The organism is Variovorax sp. 20P10.2.4, assembly GCF_058244205.1.
Genome location: NZ_JBZAYE010000087.1, coordinates 1 through 18400 on the forward strand (window position 1 = coordinate 1; position 18400 = coordinate 18400).

18 protein-coding genes are annotated in these 18400 nt (G+C 70.1%); 8 read left to right on the forward strand and 10 right to left on the reverse strand.

The features are described from left to right. The 3 genes from AC27VN_RS11350 to AC27VN_RS11360 all read right to left on the reverse strand — a co-directional run. Positions 1-668 (reverse strand): serine dehydratase beta chain (locus AC27VN_RS11350; protein ID WP_490876600.1); only part of this gene is annotated, 668 nt, incomplete at its 3' end. Positions 669-675: 7 nt separating this feature from the next. Continuing rightward, a complete protein-coding gene (locus AC27VN_RS11355; RefSeq protein ID WP_093343778.1) occupies positions 676-1845 on the reverse strand; it encodes a M20 aminoacylase family protein in 1170 nt (389 codons plus the stop codon). A gap of 20 nt (positions 1846-1865) precedes the next feature. Continuing rightward, positions 1866-3203, reverse strand: coding sequence for a DUF3100 domain-containing protein (locus tag AC27VN_RS11360; protein ID WP_490876601.1), 1338 nt, complete (start codon positions 3201-3203; stop codon positions 1866-1868). Positions 3204-3342: 139 nt separating this feature from the next. On the opposite strand from AC27VN_RS11360, the gene AC27VN_RS11365 reads away from it, so the two are divergent. Together AC27VN_RS11365 and AC27VN_RS11370 are read left to right on the forward strand one after the other, a co-directional pair. Continuing rightward, positions 3343-4320, forward strand: a complete 978-nt coding sequence (locus AC27VN_RS11365; RefSeq protein ID WP_490876602.1) for a LysR family transcriptional regulator — start codon at positions 3343-3345, stop codon at positions 4318-4320. A gap of 56 nt (positions 4321-4376) precedes the next feature. Next, on the forward strand, positions 4377-4832 hold the full coding sequence (locus AC27VN_RS11370) for a CopD family protein (protein ID WP_490876603.1): 456 nt from the start codon (positions 4377-4379) through the stop codon (positions 4830-4832). Here the strand turns inward: AC27VN_RS11370 and AC27VN_RS11375 are convergent. From AC27VN_RS11375 to AC27VN_RS11385, 3 genes are all read right to left on the reverse strand, one after another. Further along, a complete protein-coding gene (locus AC27VN_RS11375) occupies positions 4829-5269 on the reverse strand; it encodes a VOC family protein (RefSeq protein ID WP_490876604.1) in 441 nt (146 codons plus the stop codon). The two genes, AC27VN_RS11370 and AC27VN_RS11375, sit on opposite strands and share 4 nt — an antisense overlap. 13 nt (positions 5270-5282) lie before the next feature. Continuing rightward, positions 5283-6515, reverse strand: a complete 1233-nt coding sequence (locus AC27VN_RS11380) for a CaiB/BaiF CoA transferase family protein (protein ID WP_490876605.1) — start codon at positions 6513-6515, stop codon at positions 5283-5285. A 138-nt stretch (positions 6516-6653) separates the two neighbouring features. Next, the gene (locus AC27VN_RS11385) at positions 6654-7853 is read right to left on the reverse strand and encodes an acyl-CoA dehydrogenase (protein ID WP_057592354.1); all 1200 of its coding nucleotides are present in this window, start codon (positions 7851-7853) and stop codon (positions 6654-6656) included. 177 nt (positions 7854-8030) lie between these two features. Here AC27VN_RS11385 and AC27VN_RS11390 point away from each other — a divergent pair, with 177 nt between their 5' ends. Continuing rightward, the gene (locus AC27VN_RS11390) at positions 8031-8933 is read left to right on the forward strand and encodes a LysR substrate-binding domain-containing protein (RefSeq protein WP_093343769.1); all 903 of its coding nucleotides are present in this window, start codon (positions 8031-8033) and stop codon (positions 8931-8933) included. Positions 8934-8938: 5 nt separating this feature from the next. Next, positions 8939-9871, forward strand: a complete 933-nt coding sequence (locus tag AC27VN_RS11395; protein WP_490876606.1) for an AraC family transcriptional regulator — start codon at positions 8939-8941, stop codon at positions 9869-9871. Between the two features lie 18 nt (positions 9872-9889). Here the strand turns inward: AC27VN_RS11395 and AC27VN_RS11400 are convergent, their stop codons facing one another. Then, positions 9890-10675, reverse strand: a complete 786-nt coding sequence (locus AC27VN_RS11400) for a zeta toxin family protein (protein ID WP_490876607.1) — start codon at positions 10673-10675, stop codon at positions 9890-9892. After that, positions 10672-11019 carry a hypothetical protein gene (locus tag AC27VN_RS11405; protein ID WP_490876608.1) on the reverse strand — a complete coding sequence of 116 codons (348 nt, stop codon included), beginning with the start codon at positions 11017-11019 and terminating at the stop codon, positions 10672-10674. The genes AC27VN_RS11400 and AC27VN_RS11405 overlap by 4 nt, the downstream gene beginning before the upstream one ends. Before the next feature lie 26 nt (positions 11020-11045). On the opposite strand from AC27VN_RS11405, the gene AC27VN_RS11410 reads away from it, so the two are divergent. Both AC27VN_RS11410 and AC27VN_RS11415 read left to right on the forward strand, forming a co-directional pair. Further along, positions 11046-11846 carry a 2OG-Fe(II) oxygenase gene (locus AC27VN_RS11410; RefSeq protein ID WP_490876609.1) on the forward strand — a complete coding sequence of 267 codons (801 nt, stop codon included), beginning with the start codon at positions 11046-11048 and terminating at the stop codon, positions 11844-11846. A gap of 188 nt (positions 11847-12034) precedes the next feature. Continuing rightward, on the forward strand, positions 12035-14002 hold the full coding sequence (locus tag AC27VN_RS11415; RefSeq protein WP_296788586.1) for an adenylate/guanylate cyclase domain-containing protein: 1968 nt from the start codon (positions 12035-12037) through the stop codon (positions 14000-14002). A gap of 126 nt (positions 14003-14128) precedes the next feature. Here AC27VN_RS11415 and AC27VN_RS11420 read toward each other — a convergent pair whose 3' ends face one another. Continuing rightward, positions 14129-14587 carry a YbaY family lipoprotein gene (locus AC27VN_RS11420; protein ID WP_490876610.1) on the reverse strand — a complete coding sequence of 153 codons (459 nt, stop codon included), beginning with the start codon at positions 14585-14587 and terminating at the stop codon, positions 14129-14131. Positions 14588-14594: 7 nt separating this feature from the next. Continuing rightward, positions 14595-16589 (reverse strand): acetoacetate--CoA ligase, encoded by a 1995-nt coding sequence (locus AC27VN_RS11425; RefSeq protein WP_093343763.1) that lies wholly within the window; start codon positions 16587-16589, stop codon positions 14595-14597. 100 nt (positions 16590-16689) lie between these two features. On the opposite strand from AC27VN_RS11425, the gene AC27VN_RS11430 reads away from it, so the two are divergent. Together AC27VN_RS11430 and AC27VN_RS11435 are read left to right on the forward strand one after the other, a co-directional pair. Beyond that, positions 16690-17442 carry a TetR/AcrR family transcriptional regulator gene (locus AC27VN_RS11430; protein ID WP_490876611.1) on the forward strand — a complete coding sequence of 251 codons (753 nt, stop codon included), beginning with the start codon at positions 16690-16692 and terminating at the stop codon, positions 17440-17442. Further along, positions 17439-18383 carry an ABC transporter substrate-binding protein gene (locus AC27VN_RS11435; RefSeq protein ID WP_490876612.1) on the forward strand — a complete coding sequence of 315 codons (945 nt, stop codon included), beginning with the start codon at positions 17439-17441 and terminating at the stop codon, positions 18381-18383. Before AC27VN_RS11430 ends, AC27VN_RS11435 begins: the two co-directional genes overlap by 4 nt. The last annotated feature ends 17 nt before the right edge of the window (positions 18384-18400 follow it).

Below are 18400 nucleotides of genomic sequence, written 5' to 3' on the forward strand. Positions count from 1 at the left end.
CCGCGCTGCACGCACTGCTGCATCACGCCCCAGATGCGCAGCAGGCCCGCGCGCACCTCGGCCTCGGGGCGCCAGGCGCATTCGTTGCGCAGCACCAGCGCGGCCACCGAGAGGCCGTTGGCCTCGCATTGCGCCATCAGTTCGTCGCCGGTAGCGAAGGGATGCGGCACCGCCACCGCCGCGGTCTGTGCCACGGCCTGGCCGCCCTCGACGACGAAGCCGCCGCCGACCGAGAAATAACGGCCCTCGGCGAGCACCGCATCGTCGGTGGCGAAGGCGGTGAAGCGCATCGCGTTGGGATGCTCGGGCAGCGACTCCTCGCCGCGAAACACGATGTCGCGCACGCGGTCGAAGGCGATCGGCGTGGTGCCGAGCAGCATCAGCGTGCCGCCGCGGCGCAGCGCCTCGAGCCGCGGCTGCACGGTCTCGGGCCGCACCGTGTCGGGGGCGTCGCCGAACAGGCCGAGGATCACGCCCTGGTCGGTCGCATGGCCATGGCCGGTGGCGCCGAGCGAGCCGAACAGGTCGACGCGCAATCGCGTGACGCGCTCGAGCAGGCCCCGCTGCTCGAGCGAGCGCGCGAACAGCAGCGCCGCGCGCATCGGGCCCACGGTGTGCGAGCTCGAGGGCCCGATGCCGATCTTGAAGATGTCGAAGGCGGACAGCATCAGCGCATCATGCGGCCGGAAGCTGCTGCTTGACCAGTGCCACCCAGTAGGCCGCGCCCAACGGCAGGATGTTGTCGTTGAAGTCGTAGTAGGGGTTGTGCACGTTCGGATCGTTCGGGCCCTCGCCCGCGCCGATGCCGATGTAGGCGCCCGGACGCTTCTGCAGCATGAAGGCGAAGTCCTCCGAGCCCATGGCCGGCGGGATGTCGGTCAGCACCTGTTCGCGCTCGACCAGGCTGGCGGCCGCGGCGATCGCGGCGTCGGTCTCGGCCGGCGTGTTGACCACGCCCGGATAGCCGCGGCGGTAGTCGAGCGCCACCTTCGCGCCGTGGGTGGCGGCCACGCCCTCGCAGATCTGCTGCATCGCGGCCTGGGTCTTGTCCTGGATCGCGGCGTCGAGCGTGCGCACGGTGCCGCGCAGCACCACGGTCTCGGGGATCACGTTCCAGGTGTCGCCGCCATGGATCTGCGTGACGCTGACCACGGCCGAGTCGGTGGCGCCGGTGCGGCGGCTCACGATGGTCTGCAGTGCGTTGATGAGCTGCGCCGAGACCACCACCGAGTCGATGCCGGTCTCGGGCATGGCGCCGTGGCTGCCCTTGCCGGTGACCACGATCTCGAAGGTGTCGAGGTAGGCGGTCATGGTGCCCTTGCGGATCGCGAAGCGGCCGCGCGGCAGGCTCGGGAAGTTGTGCATGCCGTAGACGGCATCGGCGGGGAACTGGTCGAACAGGCCTTCCTCGACCATCACGCGGCCGCCGCCCTCGTTCTCCTCGGCCGGCTGGAACACGAAGTGCACCGTGCCCTTGAAGGGCTTGTGGCGCGACAGGTGCTCGGCCGCGCCCAGCAGCATCGCGGTGTGGCCGTCGTGGCCGCAGGCGTGCATCTTGCCCACGCACTTCGAGGCATGGGCCTGCGTGCCCAGCTCCTGCATGTTGAGCGCATCGAGGTCGGCGCGCAGCGCGATGCTCGGGCCGTCGCCGTTCTTCAGCGTGCCGACCACGCCGGTGCCGGCCAGGCCGCGGTGCACCGGCAAGCCCATCAGCATCAGCGCGTTGGCGACCACGTTGGCGGTGCGGTGCTCCTCGAACGCGGTCTCGGGATTGGCATGGATGTCGCGGCGCCAGGCCTGCATGCGCGCGCGGGTGTCTTCGGCGATTTCGGGGTCGCGGTACATGGTGGGGTTCTCTAGTGGGGTCAGTGGAAGAATTCGGCGATCAGGGTAGCGCCGAGGAAGGTACCGGCGGTGGCGGTCAGCGACACCACCACGATGCGCCAGCCGAGCTGGCGGAACACCGGCAGGTCCTTCGCGACCGAGAAGCCGGCCAGCGCGAGCACCGGCGTGGTGAAGGCCAGGAAGTTGAGCTTGGCGGTGAGCGCGATCAGCGCGTCGGAGAACGGCAGCAGGCCCGGGATGCCCACCACCGTGGCCACCACCGACAGCACCAGCACCATCGGCAGCCGCGGCACCAGGCGCTTGAGGCCCTCAACGGCCAGCGCGATCGCCACCACGGCCAGCATGCCCTCGAGCGAGACCAGTGGCGGCACCTTGTAGGTCAGCGAATTGCCGATCAGCACGCCGCCGCCCACCACTGCCCAGGCGATCAGCGTGTCGCGCAGCGGCAGCGCGCCGCCATGCGCCACGCTGACCTGCGACACGGCGGCGGTGCCCGCATCGGGCGCGCCGCGCTTCGAGAAACGGCCCAGCACCGGCTCGAGCTTGCCGTAGAGCCACGAGCACAGCGGCAGCGAGAGGAACAGCGTGAAGTAGAAGCCAGCGACGGTGGTCAGCAGGTTCGAGGCGGCGGCGATGGCCGTGAGCTGCGGCAGCATCTCGGCCGGCTGCTGCGCGGCGATGGCGCCCAGCGCGGCCGCCATCAGGCTGCCCGAGCCCACGCCGGCGCCCATGGCCAGCGAGCGCGGATCGAAGACGTGCAGGCTGGCGATGAAGCCCGCCAGCACCGCGATGAACAGCGCGCCCAGTACCGTGCCGGTGATGTACTCGGCCAGCACGCCGCGGCCCTCGGGCGAGGCCATGCCGTACTTCTCGCCGATGATCACGAGGTTGCCCTCGCGCCCCACCGAGAAGGTGGCGCCCACGGCCTCGCGCTTGATGCCCAGCAGCAGCGCCAGCGGCAGGCCCAGCGCCAGGGTGCCGAGCGCATGGCCGAACTCCTGGAACAGCAGCGCCCAGCCGGCCTGCTTGACCTGCGGCAGCGCGGCGCCGACCGTGAGGCCCAGCTTCACCACGAACAGCAGCAGGCCCGCGTTGAGCAGGCCGCCCGCGAAGGACTGCTCGGCGGTGGCGACGCGCGCCACGCCCGGCACGCGGCGGTGCGCGATGCCCCAGACCGCGGCGATCAGCAGCGCCCACAGCATCGGCAGCAGCGCCACCTTGCCCGGGCCGACGCTGAACTGCACCGGGCCGACCAGCTCGGCCGCGGCCACGATGGCCAGCGTGACGACCGCGAGCTTGAGTTTTCCGGAAGCGCCGGAGGGCGCGGCCGTGATGGGAACTGAGGCGGCGGAGGTCATGGGTGGGGCGTCGGTCTGGAGCCGTGGGTGAAGCCTTTGCTGGCGGATGGCGGCGAGTTTCTCCATGTAGGCCTATTGCATCAATGACCGCAAATCGGGATATTCGATGCATTGAATGCAACACTCAGGAGACCGGGCGATGGACGACAGGCTCGACACGCGCCGCGTGCGCTACTTCATGCAGGTGCTCGACAGCGGCTCGGTGCGCGGCGCGGCCGACGTGCTCGACATGGACCCCTCGGCCGTCAGCCGCGCGATCGGCATCCTCGAACAGGAGTGCGGCGTGCCGCTGCTCGAGCGCCATGGCCGCGGCGTGGTGCCCACCGACGCGGGCGAGATGCTGGCCGGCTACGTGCGCCGCCAGAACAGCCAGAAGCAGCACCTGATGGCGCAGATGGACAGCATCCGCAAGATCGAGCGCGGCCACATCGACATCGTGGTGGGCGAGGGCTACGTGGACTGGCTGATGCGCCACAGCCTGCGCGAGTTCATGACCACGCACCCGGGGATCACCGTCGACCTCGACGTGGCCAGCACCGACGAGATCGTGCGCCGCGTGGTCGAGGAGCGCGCCCACATCGGCATGCTGTTCCAGCCGCCGCGCGACGAGCGGCTGACCTCGCACCAGTCGCATCCGCAGCCGATCCAGGCGCTGGTGCTGCGCTCGCATCCGCTCGCGCAGCTGGGCCGCCCGCTCAAGCTCGCCGACCTGCTGCCCTACCCCGGCGCCACCCTGCACCGCAACTTCGGCGTGCGCCAGCACATCGAAGCGGCCGAGATCAGCGAGGGCGTGCGGCTGCCCTCGCTGCTGACCACCACCTCGTTCGGCGCGCTCGGCCATTTCGTCTCGGCCGGGCTCGGCTACACGCTGGGCACGCGGATCTCGCTGACGCCGAACGCCGACCACCCCGAGCTGATCGAGCTGCCGATGAAGAACCCGCTGCTGTCGCAGGGCCGCTCGCACATCGTGTCGCGCCACGGGCGCCTGCTGTCGCCGGCCGCGGCCGAGCTGCTGCGCTGCGTGGTGCGCGACATGAAGCGCTACGCGGACACCGGGCCGGCCAAGGCGCCCAAAACGCGCAAGCCGGCACCGCGCACGCGCGCGGCCGCCGCTTGAGGAAGACGCGGGGAGATCGTTGCGCGCGGCGGGCATCGGTGGTCTGATCGCCCCCCATGTCCTACCTGCTCCCGCTCTTCGTCCACCTGCTGTGCGCCGCCTTCTGGGTCGGCGGCATGGCCCTCATGCACTTCGCGGTGCGCCCGGCCGCCGTCGCCACGCTCGAGCCACCGCTGCGCCTGCGCATGATGGCCGCGACCTTGCGGCGCTTCTTCGTCGGGGTCGATGCCTCGGTCACGCTGCTGTTCGTGACGGGCGTGGCGATGATCCTGGCCACGGGCGGCTTCCGCGGCGTGCACTGGCGCATCGAGGCCATGATGGGCATCGCGATCGTGATGGCCGCGATCTACGTCTACATCCGCGCCTCGGTGTTCCGCGCGATGCGGCGCGCGGTCGACGACGGCGCCTGGCCGGTGGCCGCGGGCCGGCTCGACCTGGTGCGCAAGCTCGTGAGCCTGAACCTGGTGCTGGGCGTGGCGGTGTTCGCGGTGGCGGTGCTGGGGCGCGGCTAGGCAGTCGGGCCCTTGAGCTCGACGCCGTTGCCGTCGGGATCGCGCAGATAGATCGAGGGCCCCGTGCCCTCGGCCCCGTAGTTGTTCTGCACCTCGCCGTCGACCTCGACGCCATGGCGCGCCATGCGTTCGCGGATCGCAGCCTCGTCGAAGGGCTCGATGCGCAGGCACAGGTGGTCGAGGTTGCGGCCCTCGCGGCCGGCCAGCGCGCCACCCGCGCGGCCCAGCTTGCCGTCGTGCGTGACGAGGTCGATCAGGCTCGCGCCCGCGCGCAGGTGCACCAGGCCGAGGTCGTCGCGCCGCTTGTCGACCGTGCAGCCGAGCACGCCGACGTAGAAGGCGATGGCGCGCTCGGCATCGCGCACGCGCAGCACCAGGTGATCGATGCGCCGCAGCGCGAACGGCGCGGCATCGGAAGGTTCGTGCGGGCGGGTCATGCCCGCCAGTGTGTCAGACCACGCCCGAGGCGCGCAATGCCTCGAAGCGCGCCGCATCGATGCCCATCTCGGCGAGCACCTCGCGCGTGTGCTGGCCCAGCGCGGGCGGTGCGCGGCGCAGCACCGGCGGCGTGGCCGACAGGCGCAGCGGGCTCGCCACGCCGGTGATGGCGGCGATGCCGTCGCCCGCGTCGCGCGGCAGCGTGACCGCGAGGCCGCGCGCCTTGACCTGCGCATCGTCGAAGGCCTGCGCGATGTCGTTGATCGGGCCGCAGGGCACGGCCTTGTCCTCGAGCAGCGCGACCCAGTCGGCCGTGGTGCGCGTGCGCGTGAGTTCTTCCATCATCGGGATCAGCACGCCGCGGTGTTTCACGCGCAGCGTGTTGCTCGCGAAGCGCGCGTCGCTGGCCCAGCCGGTCTGGCCCGCGGCCTCGCAGAAGCGCGCGAACTGGCCGTTGTTGCCGATCGCCAGCAGCATCGCGCCGTCCAGCGTCGGGAAGTCCTGGTAGGGCGCGAGGCTCGGATGGGTGTTGCCCTGGCGCGCCGGCGCCTTGCCGGTGTTGAGGAAGGCGCTGGCCTGGTTGGCGAGGATCGCCATGCCCACGTCGAGCAGCGCCATGTCGATGTGCTGGCCTTCGCCGGTGCGGTGCCGCACCTGCAGCGCGGCGAGGATCGCGGTGCTCGCGTAGACGCCGGTGAAGATGTCGGTGAGCGCGACGCCCACGCGCAGCGGGCCGCCGCCGGGCTCGCCGTCGGGGCGGCCGGTGATGCTCATCATGCCGGTCATGGCCTGGATCATCAGGTCGTAGCCCGCGCGCTCGGCATAGGGGCCGTCGTTGCCGAAGCCGGTGACGCTGCAGTAGATGAGCCGCGGGTTGGCGCGGCGCAGCGTCTCCTGGTCCAGGCCGTACTGCTTGAGGCCGCCGGTCTTGAAGTTCTCCACCACCACGTCGGCCTGCGCCGCCATCTGCTTGAGCAGCGCCTGGCCGTCGGGCGTGGCCATGTCGATGGTGACCGAGCGCTTGTTGCGGTTGCAGGCGGTGAAGTAGCTGGCCTGGTCGCTGTCGTTGCCGTTCGCGTCCTTCACGAAGGGCGGGCCCCAGGTGCGGGTGTCGTCGCCGACGCCGGGACGCTCGATCTTGACGACATCGGCGCCCAGGTCCGCGAGGATCTGCGTGCACCACGGGCCCGCGAGCACGCGGGACAGATCGAGAACCTTGATGCCGTCGAGGGCTGCTTGGGTCATGTCAGGAATGCGGGGGCAGAACGCAGAAGTCGCGAAGGTTGCGCAGAAGTCGCAGAAGGGAAGCCCGAAAAATGTCTTCGGTTTTTTCTGCGACTTCTGCGTCTCTTTGGTATTCCTTCTGCGTTCGGCTGTCCGTTTTCAGTTGGCGAACGCGGCGATGCCCGTGATGGCACGGCCCAGGATCAGCGCATGGATGTCGTGCGTGCCTTCGTAGGTGTTCACGACCTCGAGGTTCACGAGGTGGCGCGCCACGCCGAATTCGTCGCTGATGCCGTTGCCGCCCATCATGTCGCGCGCCAGGCGGGCGATGTCGAGGGCCTTGCCGCAGTTGTTGCGCTTCATGATCGAGGTGATCTCGACCGCGGCCGTGCCTTCGTCCTTCATGCGGCCCAGGCGCAGGCTGCCCAGCAGGCCCAGCGAGATCTCGGTCTGCATGTCGGCCAGCTTCTTCTGGATCAGCTGGTTGGCGGCCAGCGGGCGGCCGAACTGCTTGCGGTCCAGCGTGTACTGGCGCGCGCGGTGCCAGCAGTCCTCGGCGGCGCCGAGCGCGCCCCACGAGATGCCGTAGCGGGCGCTGTTGAGGCAGGTGAACGGACCCTTGAGGCCCTGCACCTCGGGGAAGGCGTTCTCCTCGGGGCAGAACACGTTGTCCATCACGATCTCGCCGGTGATGCTGGCGCGCAGGCCGACCTTGCCGTGGATCGCCGGGGCGCTCAGGCCCTTCATGCCCTTCTCGAGCACGAAGCCGCGGATCGGGCCGACGGCGCCGCTCTCGCTGACTTCCTTGGCCCAGACCACGAACACGTCGGCGATCGGCGAGTTGCTGATCCACATCTTGCTGCCGGTGAGCGCGTAGCCGCCCGGCACCTTCTTGGCGCGCGTGGCCATGCTGCCGGGGTCGGAACCGTGGTCGGGCTCGGTCAGGCCGAAGCAGCCGATCCATTCGCCGGTGGCGAGCTTGGGCAGGAACTTCTGCTTCTGGCCTTCGGTGCCGAATTCGAAGATCGGCACCATCACCAGCGAGCTCTGCACGCTGGCCATCGAGCGGTAGCCCGAATCGACGCGCTCGACCTCGCGCGCGATCAGGCCGTAGGCCACGTAGTTGAGGCCGGGGCCGCCGTACTGCTCGGGGATCGTGGGGCCCAGCAGGCCCAGCGAACCCATCTCGCGGAAGATCGCCGGATCGGTCTCGCCGGTGCGGAAGCCTTCGAGCACGCGCGGTGCCAGGCGCTCCTGGCAGTAGGCATTGGCCGCGTCGCGGATCATGCGCTCGTCGTCGGTGAGCTGCTGGTCGAGCAGGAAGGGGTCGTCCCAGTGGAAGGAAGCTTTGGCGGCCATGCGGCTGTCTCCGGAAAAAGGGGAAAAGAGGGGGATCGGGCGATCCTAGCGAGGCAAGGGGCGCGGCGCAAACGATGAATCCTCACCCAGATATGCGGATCCAGAATGTCTTGGGCGTTGCCGGAACCGTGCTTTCATTGATGAAAGCCCTTCGCCAGTCATACACTCGCGGCATACATGCGCCGCAAGATCCCGCCCCTGCAGACCCTCGTGTGCTTCGACGCGGCCGCGCGCCACGAGAGTTACACGCGCGCCGCGCAGGAACTCGCGCTCACCCAGAGCGCGGTGTCGCGCCAGATCGGCACGCTCGAGGCCTTCCTCGGCGTGGCGCTGTTCCGCCGCACGCGCCACGGCGTGGCGCTGACCGCGAGCGGCGCGGCCTATGCGCGGCAGACCGCCAAGCGGCTCGAGGCGATGGAGCGCGACACGCTCGACGCGATGGCGCACCAGGGCGAGGGCGGCTCGCTGTCGCTGGCGGCCGTGCCCACCTTCGCCACGCGCTGGCTGATGCCGCGGCTCAAGGGCTTCGCGGCGCTGCAGCCCGACGTGGTGGTGCACATCGAGACGCGCACCCGGCCCTTCCTGTTCGCCGACGCGGAGTTCGACGCCGCGCTCTACGCGGGCACGGTGGCGCAGGTGCAGAACTGGGCCGGCACGCACGCGCTGCCGCTGATGCAGGAGGACGTGGTGCCGGTCTGCAGCCCCGCGCTGCTGCCGCGCGGCAAGCCGGTCTCGCCCACGGCCATCGCGCACATGCCGCTGCTGCAGCAGAGCACGCGGCCCGATGGCTGGCGCCAGTGGTTCGATGCGCAGCAGGTCGACGCGCCCAACGCGCGCGGCGGCCCGCGCTACGAGCTGTTCTCGATCCTGGCCGCGGCCGCCTCGCAGGGCCTGGGCGTGGCGCTGATGCCGACCATGCTGGTGGCCGACGAGCTCGCGCGTGGCGAGCTGGTGGTGGCCTGCCCGCGGCCGCTCGCGGGCGAGCGCGCCTACTACCTCGTGACGCCCGAGCGCGCCGACCAGCGGCCGCTGCTGAAGTTCTTCAGCGACTGGCTGCTCGCGCAGGCCCGCGAGGGTTGAAGCCGATGCCGCGCGACAGCCGGTCCGAGTACGAGTGGCGCATGCACAAGGTGGTGACGCACATCGACGATCACCTCGAGCGCCCGCTCGACCTCGCGGAGCTGGCCGACGTCGCGCATTTCTCGGCCTTCCATTTCCACCGCCTGTTCGCGGCCTGGGCCGGCGAGACGCTGGGCGACTACGTGCGCCGGCGCCGGCTCGAGGTGGCAGCGCTGCGGCTCGCGACGCAGCCGCGGCTGTCGGTGCTCGAGGCCGCGGTGTCGGTCGGCTTCGGCTCGGGCGAGGCCTTCTCGCGCGCCTTCCGCGCGCGCTTCGGCAGCGCGCCCAGCAGCTGGCGCGCGGCCCACGACTGGTCGCTGCTGCCCGAGGCGAACAGCAATCCCGATCAGATCGAACGGCATGGCTTCACGAAGAATGGGCCCGGTCCGCGCCGCGATCCCGACGGCGCTGCTTCCCCGGAGCCCCCCATGAACGTCGAACTGATCATCCGCCCGCCCGTCACCATCGCCTACCTGCGCTATGTCGGCCCCTTCGGCGCGCCCGTGGGCGCGTTCTGGGGCGAGCAGGTGGCGCCCTGGATCACCCGGCACCGGTTGTGGTCGGGCGCGCGCTACGGCATCAGCCACGACGACCCGAGCATCACGCCGCCCGAGCAGTCGCGCTACGACGCCTGCGTGGAGGTGCCCGAAGACTTCGTGCCCGACGGCGGCTTCCAGAAGACGGTGCTGGCGGGCGGGCGCTATGCGGCGCTCCGCTTCCACGGCCTGCCGGCCGAGATCAATACGGCCTGGACCCGCCTCTTGCGCGACTGGCTGCCGGGCAGCGGCTTCCAGTTCGACAACCGGCCGGCCTTCGAGCACTACGCGGCGAGCTACGCCTACGACGACAACACGCACGCCTTCAAATGCGACATCTGCATTCCGATCGCGCCGCTCTGAGGCATTCCCGATCCGGAATCAACGCACGGCTGTCTTCGGTCGCCGGGTACGCGGTGGCTTGAACGGTCCCGTGACTTTCTCGAGCCACGGATCGCAGACTGCTCGAAGCTCGGGGTCCACGTCGAATTGAGGGTCCCGCGCATCGAACAACACCGTTTTCTTCGCCTGGGCGCGCACCAGCGCGAAGGCGTTCTTTTCCGAGCGGCTGTTGTCGAACATCAGCGTCATGTTCGCGATCTGCGTCGCGTGCCCGACCGCCGCCTGCGTGCGTGGAAAACGCTCGATCAACTTCCTGCGCTCCACATCGTGGCCGCCTTGCTGCTTGCGCGTGCTCACGCGAAAGACGGACATGTCGACCGAGACCAGTCCGACGAAGAGCAGCACGACGAAATAGCCCGCCTCCTGCATGGCACGAATGTCGTCCGCCTTCGACGCGTGACCGCCGCCGGGCAGCGGCTTCCAGTGGGAGAAGACCGTCTCGAATGCGAAGGGCATGCGCTGGTCCATCACCAGGCTCTTGAAGGCGCGCACGCCTTTCTGGGACAGCGCCTGCCACCGCTCGTCATCGTCGCGCAGGCGTTCGGCCCAGGTCGGGATGCGCCCCGTGAGCGGGTCGGCATCCGGCAGGATGGACATCATCATGCGGTCGGCGTTGACCAGCGGCATGCGCAGCGATTCCGCGAGGCGCGAATACCAGAGCGTCGATTTGCCGGACCCGTTGTGGCCAGCCAGCACGAACGCCACCGGACGCGGCCCCTGCGTCTGCGCCAGCAGCTTCTCGAGCCGGGGTGGGCGGCGACTCACGCCTTGCTGGCGCGGAACCTGCCATCGACCATGCGGCCGATGACCTTGGTGCCATCGGCCGCCTCGCGCACGACCTTGCTCAGGTCCTGGGGGTAGGCGGAATAGGCGTAGACCTTGGCCGCGTTCGGCCCGCGAAAGACTTCCGACCGATCGATGCCGGGCTTGCCGAGTGCGCGAGCCGCCTTCTTCAACAGCACCGTGGTCTTGTCTTCGGGACGAACGACCGGACGCGGCGACTTGCCGACCTTGACCAATGCCATGCCGCGTCCCAGCGCGGCAACGGAACGTCCCTGCACCAATTGCCCGGCGGGGTTCTCGTGTGGAATGGGTTTTTCGCGCGCCATGGGCGGATGATCGCTCAAAAGGCCGGATGCCTGCCGCAAGGAAGCGGCAAAACCGTGCCGAAAGCCGCGTCCGGAAACGGCGAGCCCGCGCCCGCCGGCCGCGCCACACTCGCCCCATGCCTTCTCCCGCTTCCGTGATCGATGCGCTCGACTGGCCCCGCATCGAAGCCGACCTCGCCGCGCGCGGCTGCGCCACCACCGGCCGCCTGCTCGGTCCGCGCCAGTGCGCGGCGCTGGCCGCGATGTACGACGAACCACAACATTTCCGCAGCCGCGTGGTGATGCAGCGCCATGGCTTCGGCCAGGGCGAGTACCAGTACCTCGCCTATCCGCTGCCCGAGCCGGTCGCGGCCTGGCGCGCCGCACTCTACGAACGGCTCGCGCCGCTGGCCAATGCCTGGGCTCAGGCGATGGGCCTGCCGGCGGACTATCCCGCCACGCACGCGGACTACCTCGCGCGCTGCCACGCGGCCGGCCAGCAGCGGCCGACGCCGCTGCTGCTGCGCTACGACGAGAGCGACTACAACTGCCTGCACCAGGACCTGTACGGCGAACTGCAGTTCCCGCTGCAGCTCACGGTGCTCCTGAGCCGGCCCGGCGAGGACTTCACGGGCGGCGAGTTCGTGCTGACCGAGCAGCGCCCGCGCATGCAGTCGCGCGCCGAGGTGGTGCCGCTCGCGCAGGGCGAGGCCGTGATCTTCGCGGTCAACCAGCGGCCCGTGGCGGGCACGCGCGGCAGCTACCGCGTGACGATGCGCCATGGCGTGAGCCGTGTGCGCTCGGGCCGGCGCCAGACGCTGGGGCTGATCTTCCACGACGCCCAGTAGGCGCGCGGCGCCGCCGAATCTCCGACTGTCCCGGCACAGCTTTCGCCCGCTTCGAGGGAGTGGAGCGAGAATCCGCCCCGCATCCGGCACTCGCCAGCATTTCCGACGCACTGATCGGACAGCGAGACCGCCGGCTGCCGATCCGTGGCCCTCCGGCCGCGGATGCGCTTGGGCAGACAGGGAGCAGTATGAACAGATATCCGTCCGGCGCGCCGGACCCGGCCGCGCGGCCGTCTTCCGAAGCGACCGCGTCTGTCACACGGCCATGGACCTTCGGCTTCGCCTCGAACCCGGCGCCTTCGCGGCGCCGCACCCGTCACTTCCGGGTCGACGTGGGCACCATCGTGAGCGTGGTCGCGCTCACGCAATCGCTGCTGCTGGTCTCGCTCGGCTACTGGGGTTCGCAGCGGCTGGTCTCGCGCATCGGGGTATCGGCCCACAAGTCGAACCACGACCGCACCGAGGACAAGGTGAACGCCTTCCTCTCGAAGGCCGAGTCGGTGGTCGGCGCGGTCGCCGGCACGCCGAGCCTGCGGCCCGCGGGCGAACAGGGCGAATGGACGGCCGAGATGCTCTGGACCATGCTGCAGCAGTCGCCCGAGCTCGACAGCCTCTACGTCGCGAACGACGAGGGCCAGATGCTGATGGCGCTGCGCTATCCCGCGCCGGCGATCCGCCACATCGCGCCCGAGCGCGGCATCACGACCGAGACCTGGCAGTACAAGCGCCCGCTCGAGGTCGATGCCGAGCCGCAGCAGCGCTACCAGACGATCCGCCTCGAGGCCTTCCAGAGCGACTACGACCCGCGCACGCGCAGCTGGTATATCGGGGCCCGCGCGGCCAAGGGACCGGTGTGGACGCAGCCCTATGTCTTCGCGGCCGCGCAGGAACTCGGCGTGACCTACGCGCTGCCGAGCCGGCGCCGCTATGCCGACGGCAATCCGCAGGCGCTGGTGGTGGCCGGCGACGTGTCGCTGGGCCGGCTCTCGGACTTCGTGCGCCAGTTCAGCAGCAGCGGCTTCGGCGGCAGCGCGCTGCTGTCGGCCGACCACCGCGTGCTCGCGCGCAGCGACATGCCGGGCGTGCGGCACCAGCTCGAGGCGCCCACGGGCGTGCTCGGCGAACTGCACCAGCACATGGTGGACGACGGCACCGCGGGCCACGCAGCCGACACCGCGTTCTCGTTCCGCCACGAAGGGCGACGCTACCTGGCGCAGACCTCGCGCATCGAGATCACCGGTTGGGAACTGGTGAGCTGGGTGCCCGAGGACGCGCTGCTCGGCGACCTGCGCCGCGCGGTGCTGTGGTCGATGTTGCTGGTGCTGGGCTTCCTCGCGGTGGCGCTCGCGATCTCGCTGCGGCTGTCGAAGCTGGTGACGGCGCCGGTCGAGAACCTGTCGCGCATCGCGCGCCGCATCGGCATGCTCGAGCTCGACAGCCTGCCGCGCGAGCCGAGCCGGGTTCTCGAGATCCAGCATCTCGACCAGGCGCTCGACGAGTCGGCGCGCAGCCTCAAGGCCTTCAGCAAGTTCGTGCCGGTGGACGTGATCAACCAGCTCATCGCGCAGGGCCATGCGCTCGCGCCCAACGGCTCGCCGCGCCGCGTGACGGTGATGTTCACCGACGTGGAGGGCTTCACGAGCATCTCCGAGTCGATGCCGCCGGCCGTGCTGGTGGGCCAGCTCACCGACTACTTCAACCTCGCGGCGCGCGTGTTCGCGCGCCATGGCGGCGTGATCGACAAGTTCATCGGCGACGGGATCATGGTGCTGTGGGGCGCGCCCGCCGACCTGCCCGATGCCGAGTACAAGGCCTGCCTCGCGGCGCTCGAGCTGCAGGCCGAGATGCGCGCGCTCAACCGCCAGTGGCACAGCCAGGCGCTGCCCGAGTTCCGCACCCGCGTGGGCATCCACACCGGCATGGTGATCGCGGGCGTGCTGGGCTCGAACGACCGGCTGTCGTACACGGCCTTCGGCGACGTGATCAACGTGGCGAGCCGCATCGAGGGCATCAACAAGCAGCTCGGCACGCAGCTGCTGGTGTCGGAAGTGACTCATGCCGGGATCAAGGGCCGGCTGGCGACGCGCCGCGTCGAGGAGCAGGTGGAGCTGCGCGGCCGGCAGACGAAGATGGTGCTCTACGAGCTGCTGGCCTGACGAGGTGTGAATAAACCTACTGCGCGCCCCGATCTCGCACCTGCGGTCCTCACCGTACAAGGTACGGCTCCGGTCCTCGGCGCGACCTCGGGGCGCTCGCTACGGTTTCTTCACACCTCGTGAAACTCAGCGCGGCGACGTTGGCGTGACGCGCACCAGCACCAGGTCCGCGCGCATGCCCTGGCCCTGCGTGAGCACGCTGTACTGCGTGTCGTTGATGAACAGCAGCTGCTCGCCGCGCACGATGCGCGCCGCCACGGCGTAGCGCATGCGCGGATCGATGCGCGCCGCGTCGACCTGCAGCGTGTAGGCGAACGGCGGCTGGCGGCCGTCGGCGCGGATGCGCTGCTCGGCCAGCACGACCGAGGGCGCGTCCATGCGCGAGACGTCGAGCAGCTGCACGCGCACCTCGGCGGCGGGATCGAGCGCGATGCGCTCGCGGTAGCTCACGGTGCCGCTCACGACGAGCGGCGCGGCCGAGGCCGAAGGCGCCGACGGGGAGGAGGCCGCGCAGGCACTCAGGAGCGCGGCGCCGGCCACGCCGGTGGCGATCGCGAGAAGGAATACGTTGCGTCTGGAAAGCATCGCGCCATCATACGGACGCGCGCTGCGCCGCGAAGGCCACGTACCAGTCGAGGCTGCCGGGATTGGCCATCGCCTCGCGGTTCACCACCTTCTCGATCGGCTGGCCCAGCAGCAGCTTCTTGATCGGCAGCTCCTGCTTCTTGCCCGAGAGCGTGCGCGGGATCTCGGCCACCTGAAAGATGTCATTGGGCACGAAGCGCGGCGACAGCGAGGTCTTGATCGCATGGTTAAGCCGCGCGCGCACCGCATCGTCGAGCGCGACGCCGGGGCGCAGCACCACGAACAGCGGCATGTAGCTCTCGCGGCCCAGGTACTCGAGGTCGACCACCATCGAATCGAGCACCTCGGGCAGGCCCTCGACCGCGCTGTAGATCTCGCTGGTGCCCATGCGCAGGCCCTGGCGGTTGATGGTGGCGTCGCTGCGGCCGTAGATGATGCAGCCGCCGTCGTTGCCGATCCGGATCCAGTCGCCATGGCGCCAGACGCCGGGGTAGGTGTCGAAGTAGCTCGAGACGTAGCGCGCATTGCCCTCGTCGCCCCAGAAGTAGAGCGGCATCGACGGGATGGGCTGGGTGCAGACCAACTCGCCGACCTCGCCGATCACCGGCTGGCCCTGCTCGTTCCAGGCCTCGACCGCATGGCCGAGCTCGCGGCACTGCATCTGGCCCGGCACCTCGGGCAGCTCACGGTGGCCGCCGACGAAGGCGCCGCAGAAATCGGTGCCGCCCGAGATGTTGCACCACCACACGTCCTTCGAGCCCGCATCGAGGATCTGCTGCGTGCCCCAGCGCTGCACCTCCTCGGGCAGCGGCGAGCCGGTGCTGCCGAGCGCGCGCACGCGCGAGAGGTCGCCGCAGTCCTTCGCGACCAGCCCGGCCTTCATGCAGTTGCTGAAGTAGGCCGCGCCCGCGCCGAAGAAAGTGACCTCGTGGCGCGCGACGAAGCGCCACAGCACGCCCCAGTCGGGCTTCTCCTTGCTGCCGGCCGGGTTGCCGTCGTAGATGCAGATGGTGGCGCCGAAGGCCATGCCCGAGAGCTGCGAGTTCCACATCACCCAGCCGGTGGAGCTGTACCAGTGGTAGCGCTCGCCGAAGTTGTTGGCGCCGTAGCTCGCGCCCACGTCGTTGTGCAGGCCGCAGGCATGCATGGTGAGGATGATGCCGCCCTGGCCGTGCACGATGGGCTTGGGCAGGCCGGTGGTGCCGCTCGAGTAGACGATCCAGATCGGATGGTCGAAGGGCAGCGATTCGGGTTCGAAGGCCGCGACCTCGGCGTCGTCGCGCGCGGTGGCCCGGGCCCAGTCGACGTCGTGCGCCACCTGGCCCGCGGCGTGGGGCGAGGGCACGAGCAGCAGCCGGCGCACGCTCGGCAGCTGCTCGCGCAGTTCCTGCAGCACGGCGCTGCGGTCGAGCGGCTTGCCGCCGTAGTGCACGCCGTCGACCGCGATCAGCAGGGTGGGCTCGATCTGGCGGAAGCGGTCGGCCACGGCGGCCGTGCCCATGTCGGGCGCGCACACGCTCCAGATCGCGCCGATGCTCGAGCAGGCGAGAAAGGCCACCATGGTCTCGGGCACGTTGGGCATGTAGGCCGCGACGCGGTCGCCGCGCTTCACGCCGAGCGACTTCAGCGTGAGCGCGACCGACGCGACCTGGCGCCGCATCTCGGGCCACGACAGCTCGCGCACCTCGCCGCGCTCGTTGTCGCTGACGATCGCGGGCATGCCGGCCGCATGGGCCGCGTCGACGTGGCGCAACACCTCGCGCGCATAGTTGACCTGGGCCCCGGGGAACCAGCGCGCGCCCGGCATGCGCGACTCGGCGAGCACCGCCGTGTGCGGCGTGGGCGACTCGATGCGGGCGTAGTCCCAGATGCTCTGCCAGAAGGCATCGAGCTCGGTGACGGACCAGCGCCACAGGGCGTCGTAGCTGTCGAAAGCGAGGCCGCGCGTCTCGCGCAGCCAGTCTTGATAGAGGCGGATCTGGGGGATGTTGGGAGCGGGCATGGAGCGAGCGTAGCGCCGTGACGGAGTGCGCTCAAGAGGGGTTGACCTCAGGGTTTGTACGCGTGTTCAACATTTTTGTACAAGTGTTCAATACGCATCCATGAGCACCCGCACACCCACCGCCAAGCGCCGCGCCGCGCGCCCGAGCGCATCGTCCGCCGCCGCTGTCGCCATCGAGACGGCACGGCCCGACCGCAGGCAGGCGATCCTGCTGGCGGCCGAGAAGCTGTTCGCGCAGCACGGCTACCACGCGGTGACGATCCGCCAGATCGCCGAGGAGGCCGGCGTGCCGCTGGCGCTGGTGGGCTACTACCACGGCCAGAAGCACGAGCTGTTCCACGCCATCTTCGAGCACTGGGCCCCCTCGATCGAGGCGCGGCTCGCGGGGCTGGCGGCGGTGAACCTCGACCCCGACGACGCGCGCACGCTGCCGCGCATCATCGAGGCCTTCACCACGCCGGTGCTGGCGCTGCGCGCGAGCCCCGAGGGCGAGTACTACGCGCTGCTGGTGGCGCGCGAACTCGCCAACACCACCGAAGAGGCCGACCGCGTGCTGCGCGCCTACTTCGATCCGCTGGCCGAGGCCTTCATCGATGCGCTGCACGTCGTGCTGCCGCATGCCACGCGCGGCGAGATCGCCTGGGGCTACCAGTTCGCGCTCGGCGCCCTCATGAACCACCTGAACAGCAGCCGCATCGCGCGCCTGTCGCGCGGCGAGAACACGCCCGGCGATCCGGCCATGGCGCCGATGCTCGTGAACTTCATCGTCGGCGGCCTGCGCCATGCGCTGCCGCGGCCGAAGAGCGCCAAGTCACCCCAGAAGAAAGCACCCCTCAGGAGAGAAAAACCATGATGAAGAGACGCACCCTGCTGTCGGCATTGGCCGCGGCATCGGCGGCCGCCGCATTGCCCGCGCGCGCCCAGCCCCTGACGAAGATCGTGTTCGGCTACACGGCCGTGACCGACTTCGCCTCGGTGTTCGTGGCGGCCGACGAAGGCTATTTCAAGAAGCGCAGCCTCGAGGTCGAGCTCAAGTTCATCCCGCTCAACTCCACCATTCCCGCGGCACTGCAGTCCGACTCGCTGCAGCTCGGCGGCCCCACGCCCTCGGTGTTCCTGCAGGCGGTCGACGGCGGCCTCGACCTGGTGGTGGTGGCCGGCGGCGGCCTCACCTCGAAGACCATCACGGGCGCGGGCCTGGTGGCGCGCGCCGGCAGCGGCATCAAAAGCGCGCAGGACTGCGTGGGCAGGAAGATCGGCGTGCCGGGCCTGGGCGCCTTCCTGCACGTGACCTTCCGCGCCTGGCTCAAGGACAGCGGCGTCGACCACCGCAAGGTCAACTTCGTCGAGGCGGCCTTCCCGCAGCATGCCGACCTGCTGCGCGGCGGCTCGGTCGATGCGGTCGTGTCGACCGATCCGTTCATGACCCGCATCACCGACAGCGGCGCGGGCTACGTGGCCTCGTACTACTCGACCTTCCTGCCCGACAACAACCTGACCATCGTGCACGCGGCCAAGCGCGAATGGGTGGCGAAGAACCCGGGCGCGGCGCGCGCCTTCCGCGAGGCGCTGGTCGAGGCCGCGGCCTTCATGCAGCAGCCGAAGAACGAAGCGAACCTGCGCGCCTCGATCGGCAAGTACACCCGGCTGCCCGCCGACGTGCTCGCGAAGATCCAGATCTCGCCGCCGGGCCCGGTGGCGAGCGAGAAGCAGCTCGCCTACTGGACCGGCCTGATGAAGGAGCAGGGCATGCTGCGCTCGGACATCAACGTCGCGAAGCTGGTGGCCAAATGATCGCGACGCCCGTTCCC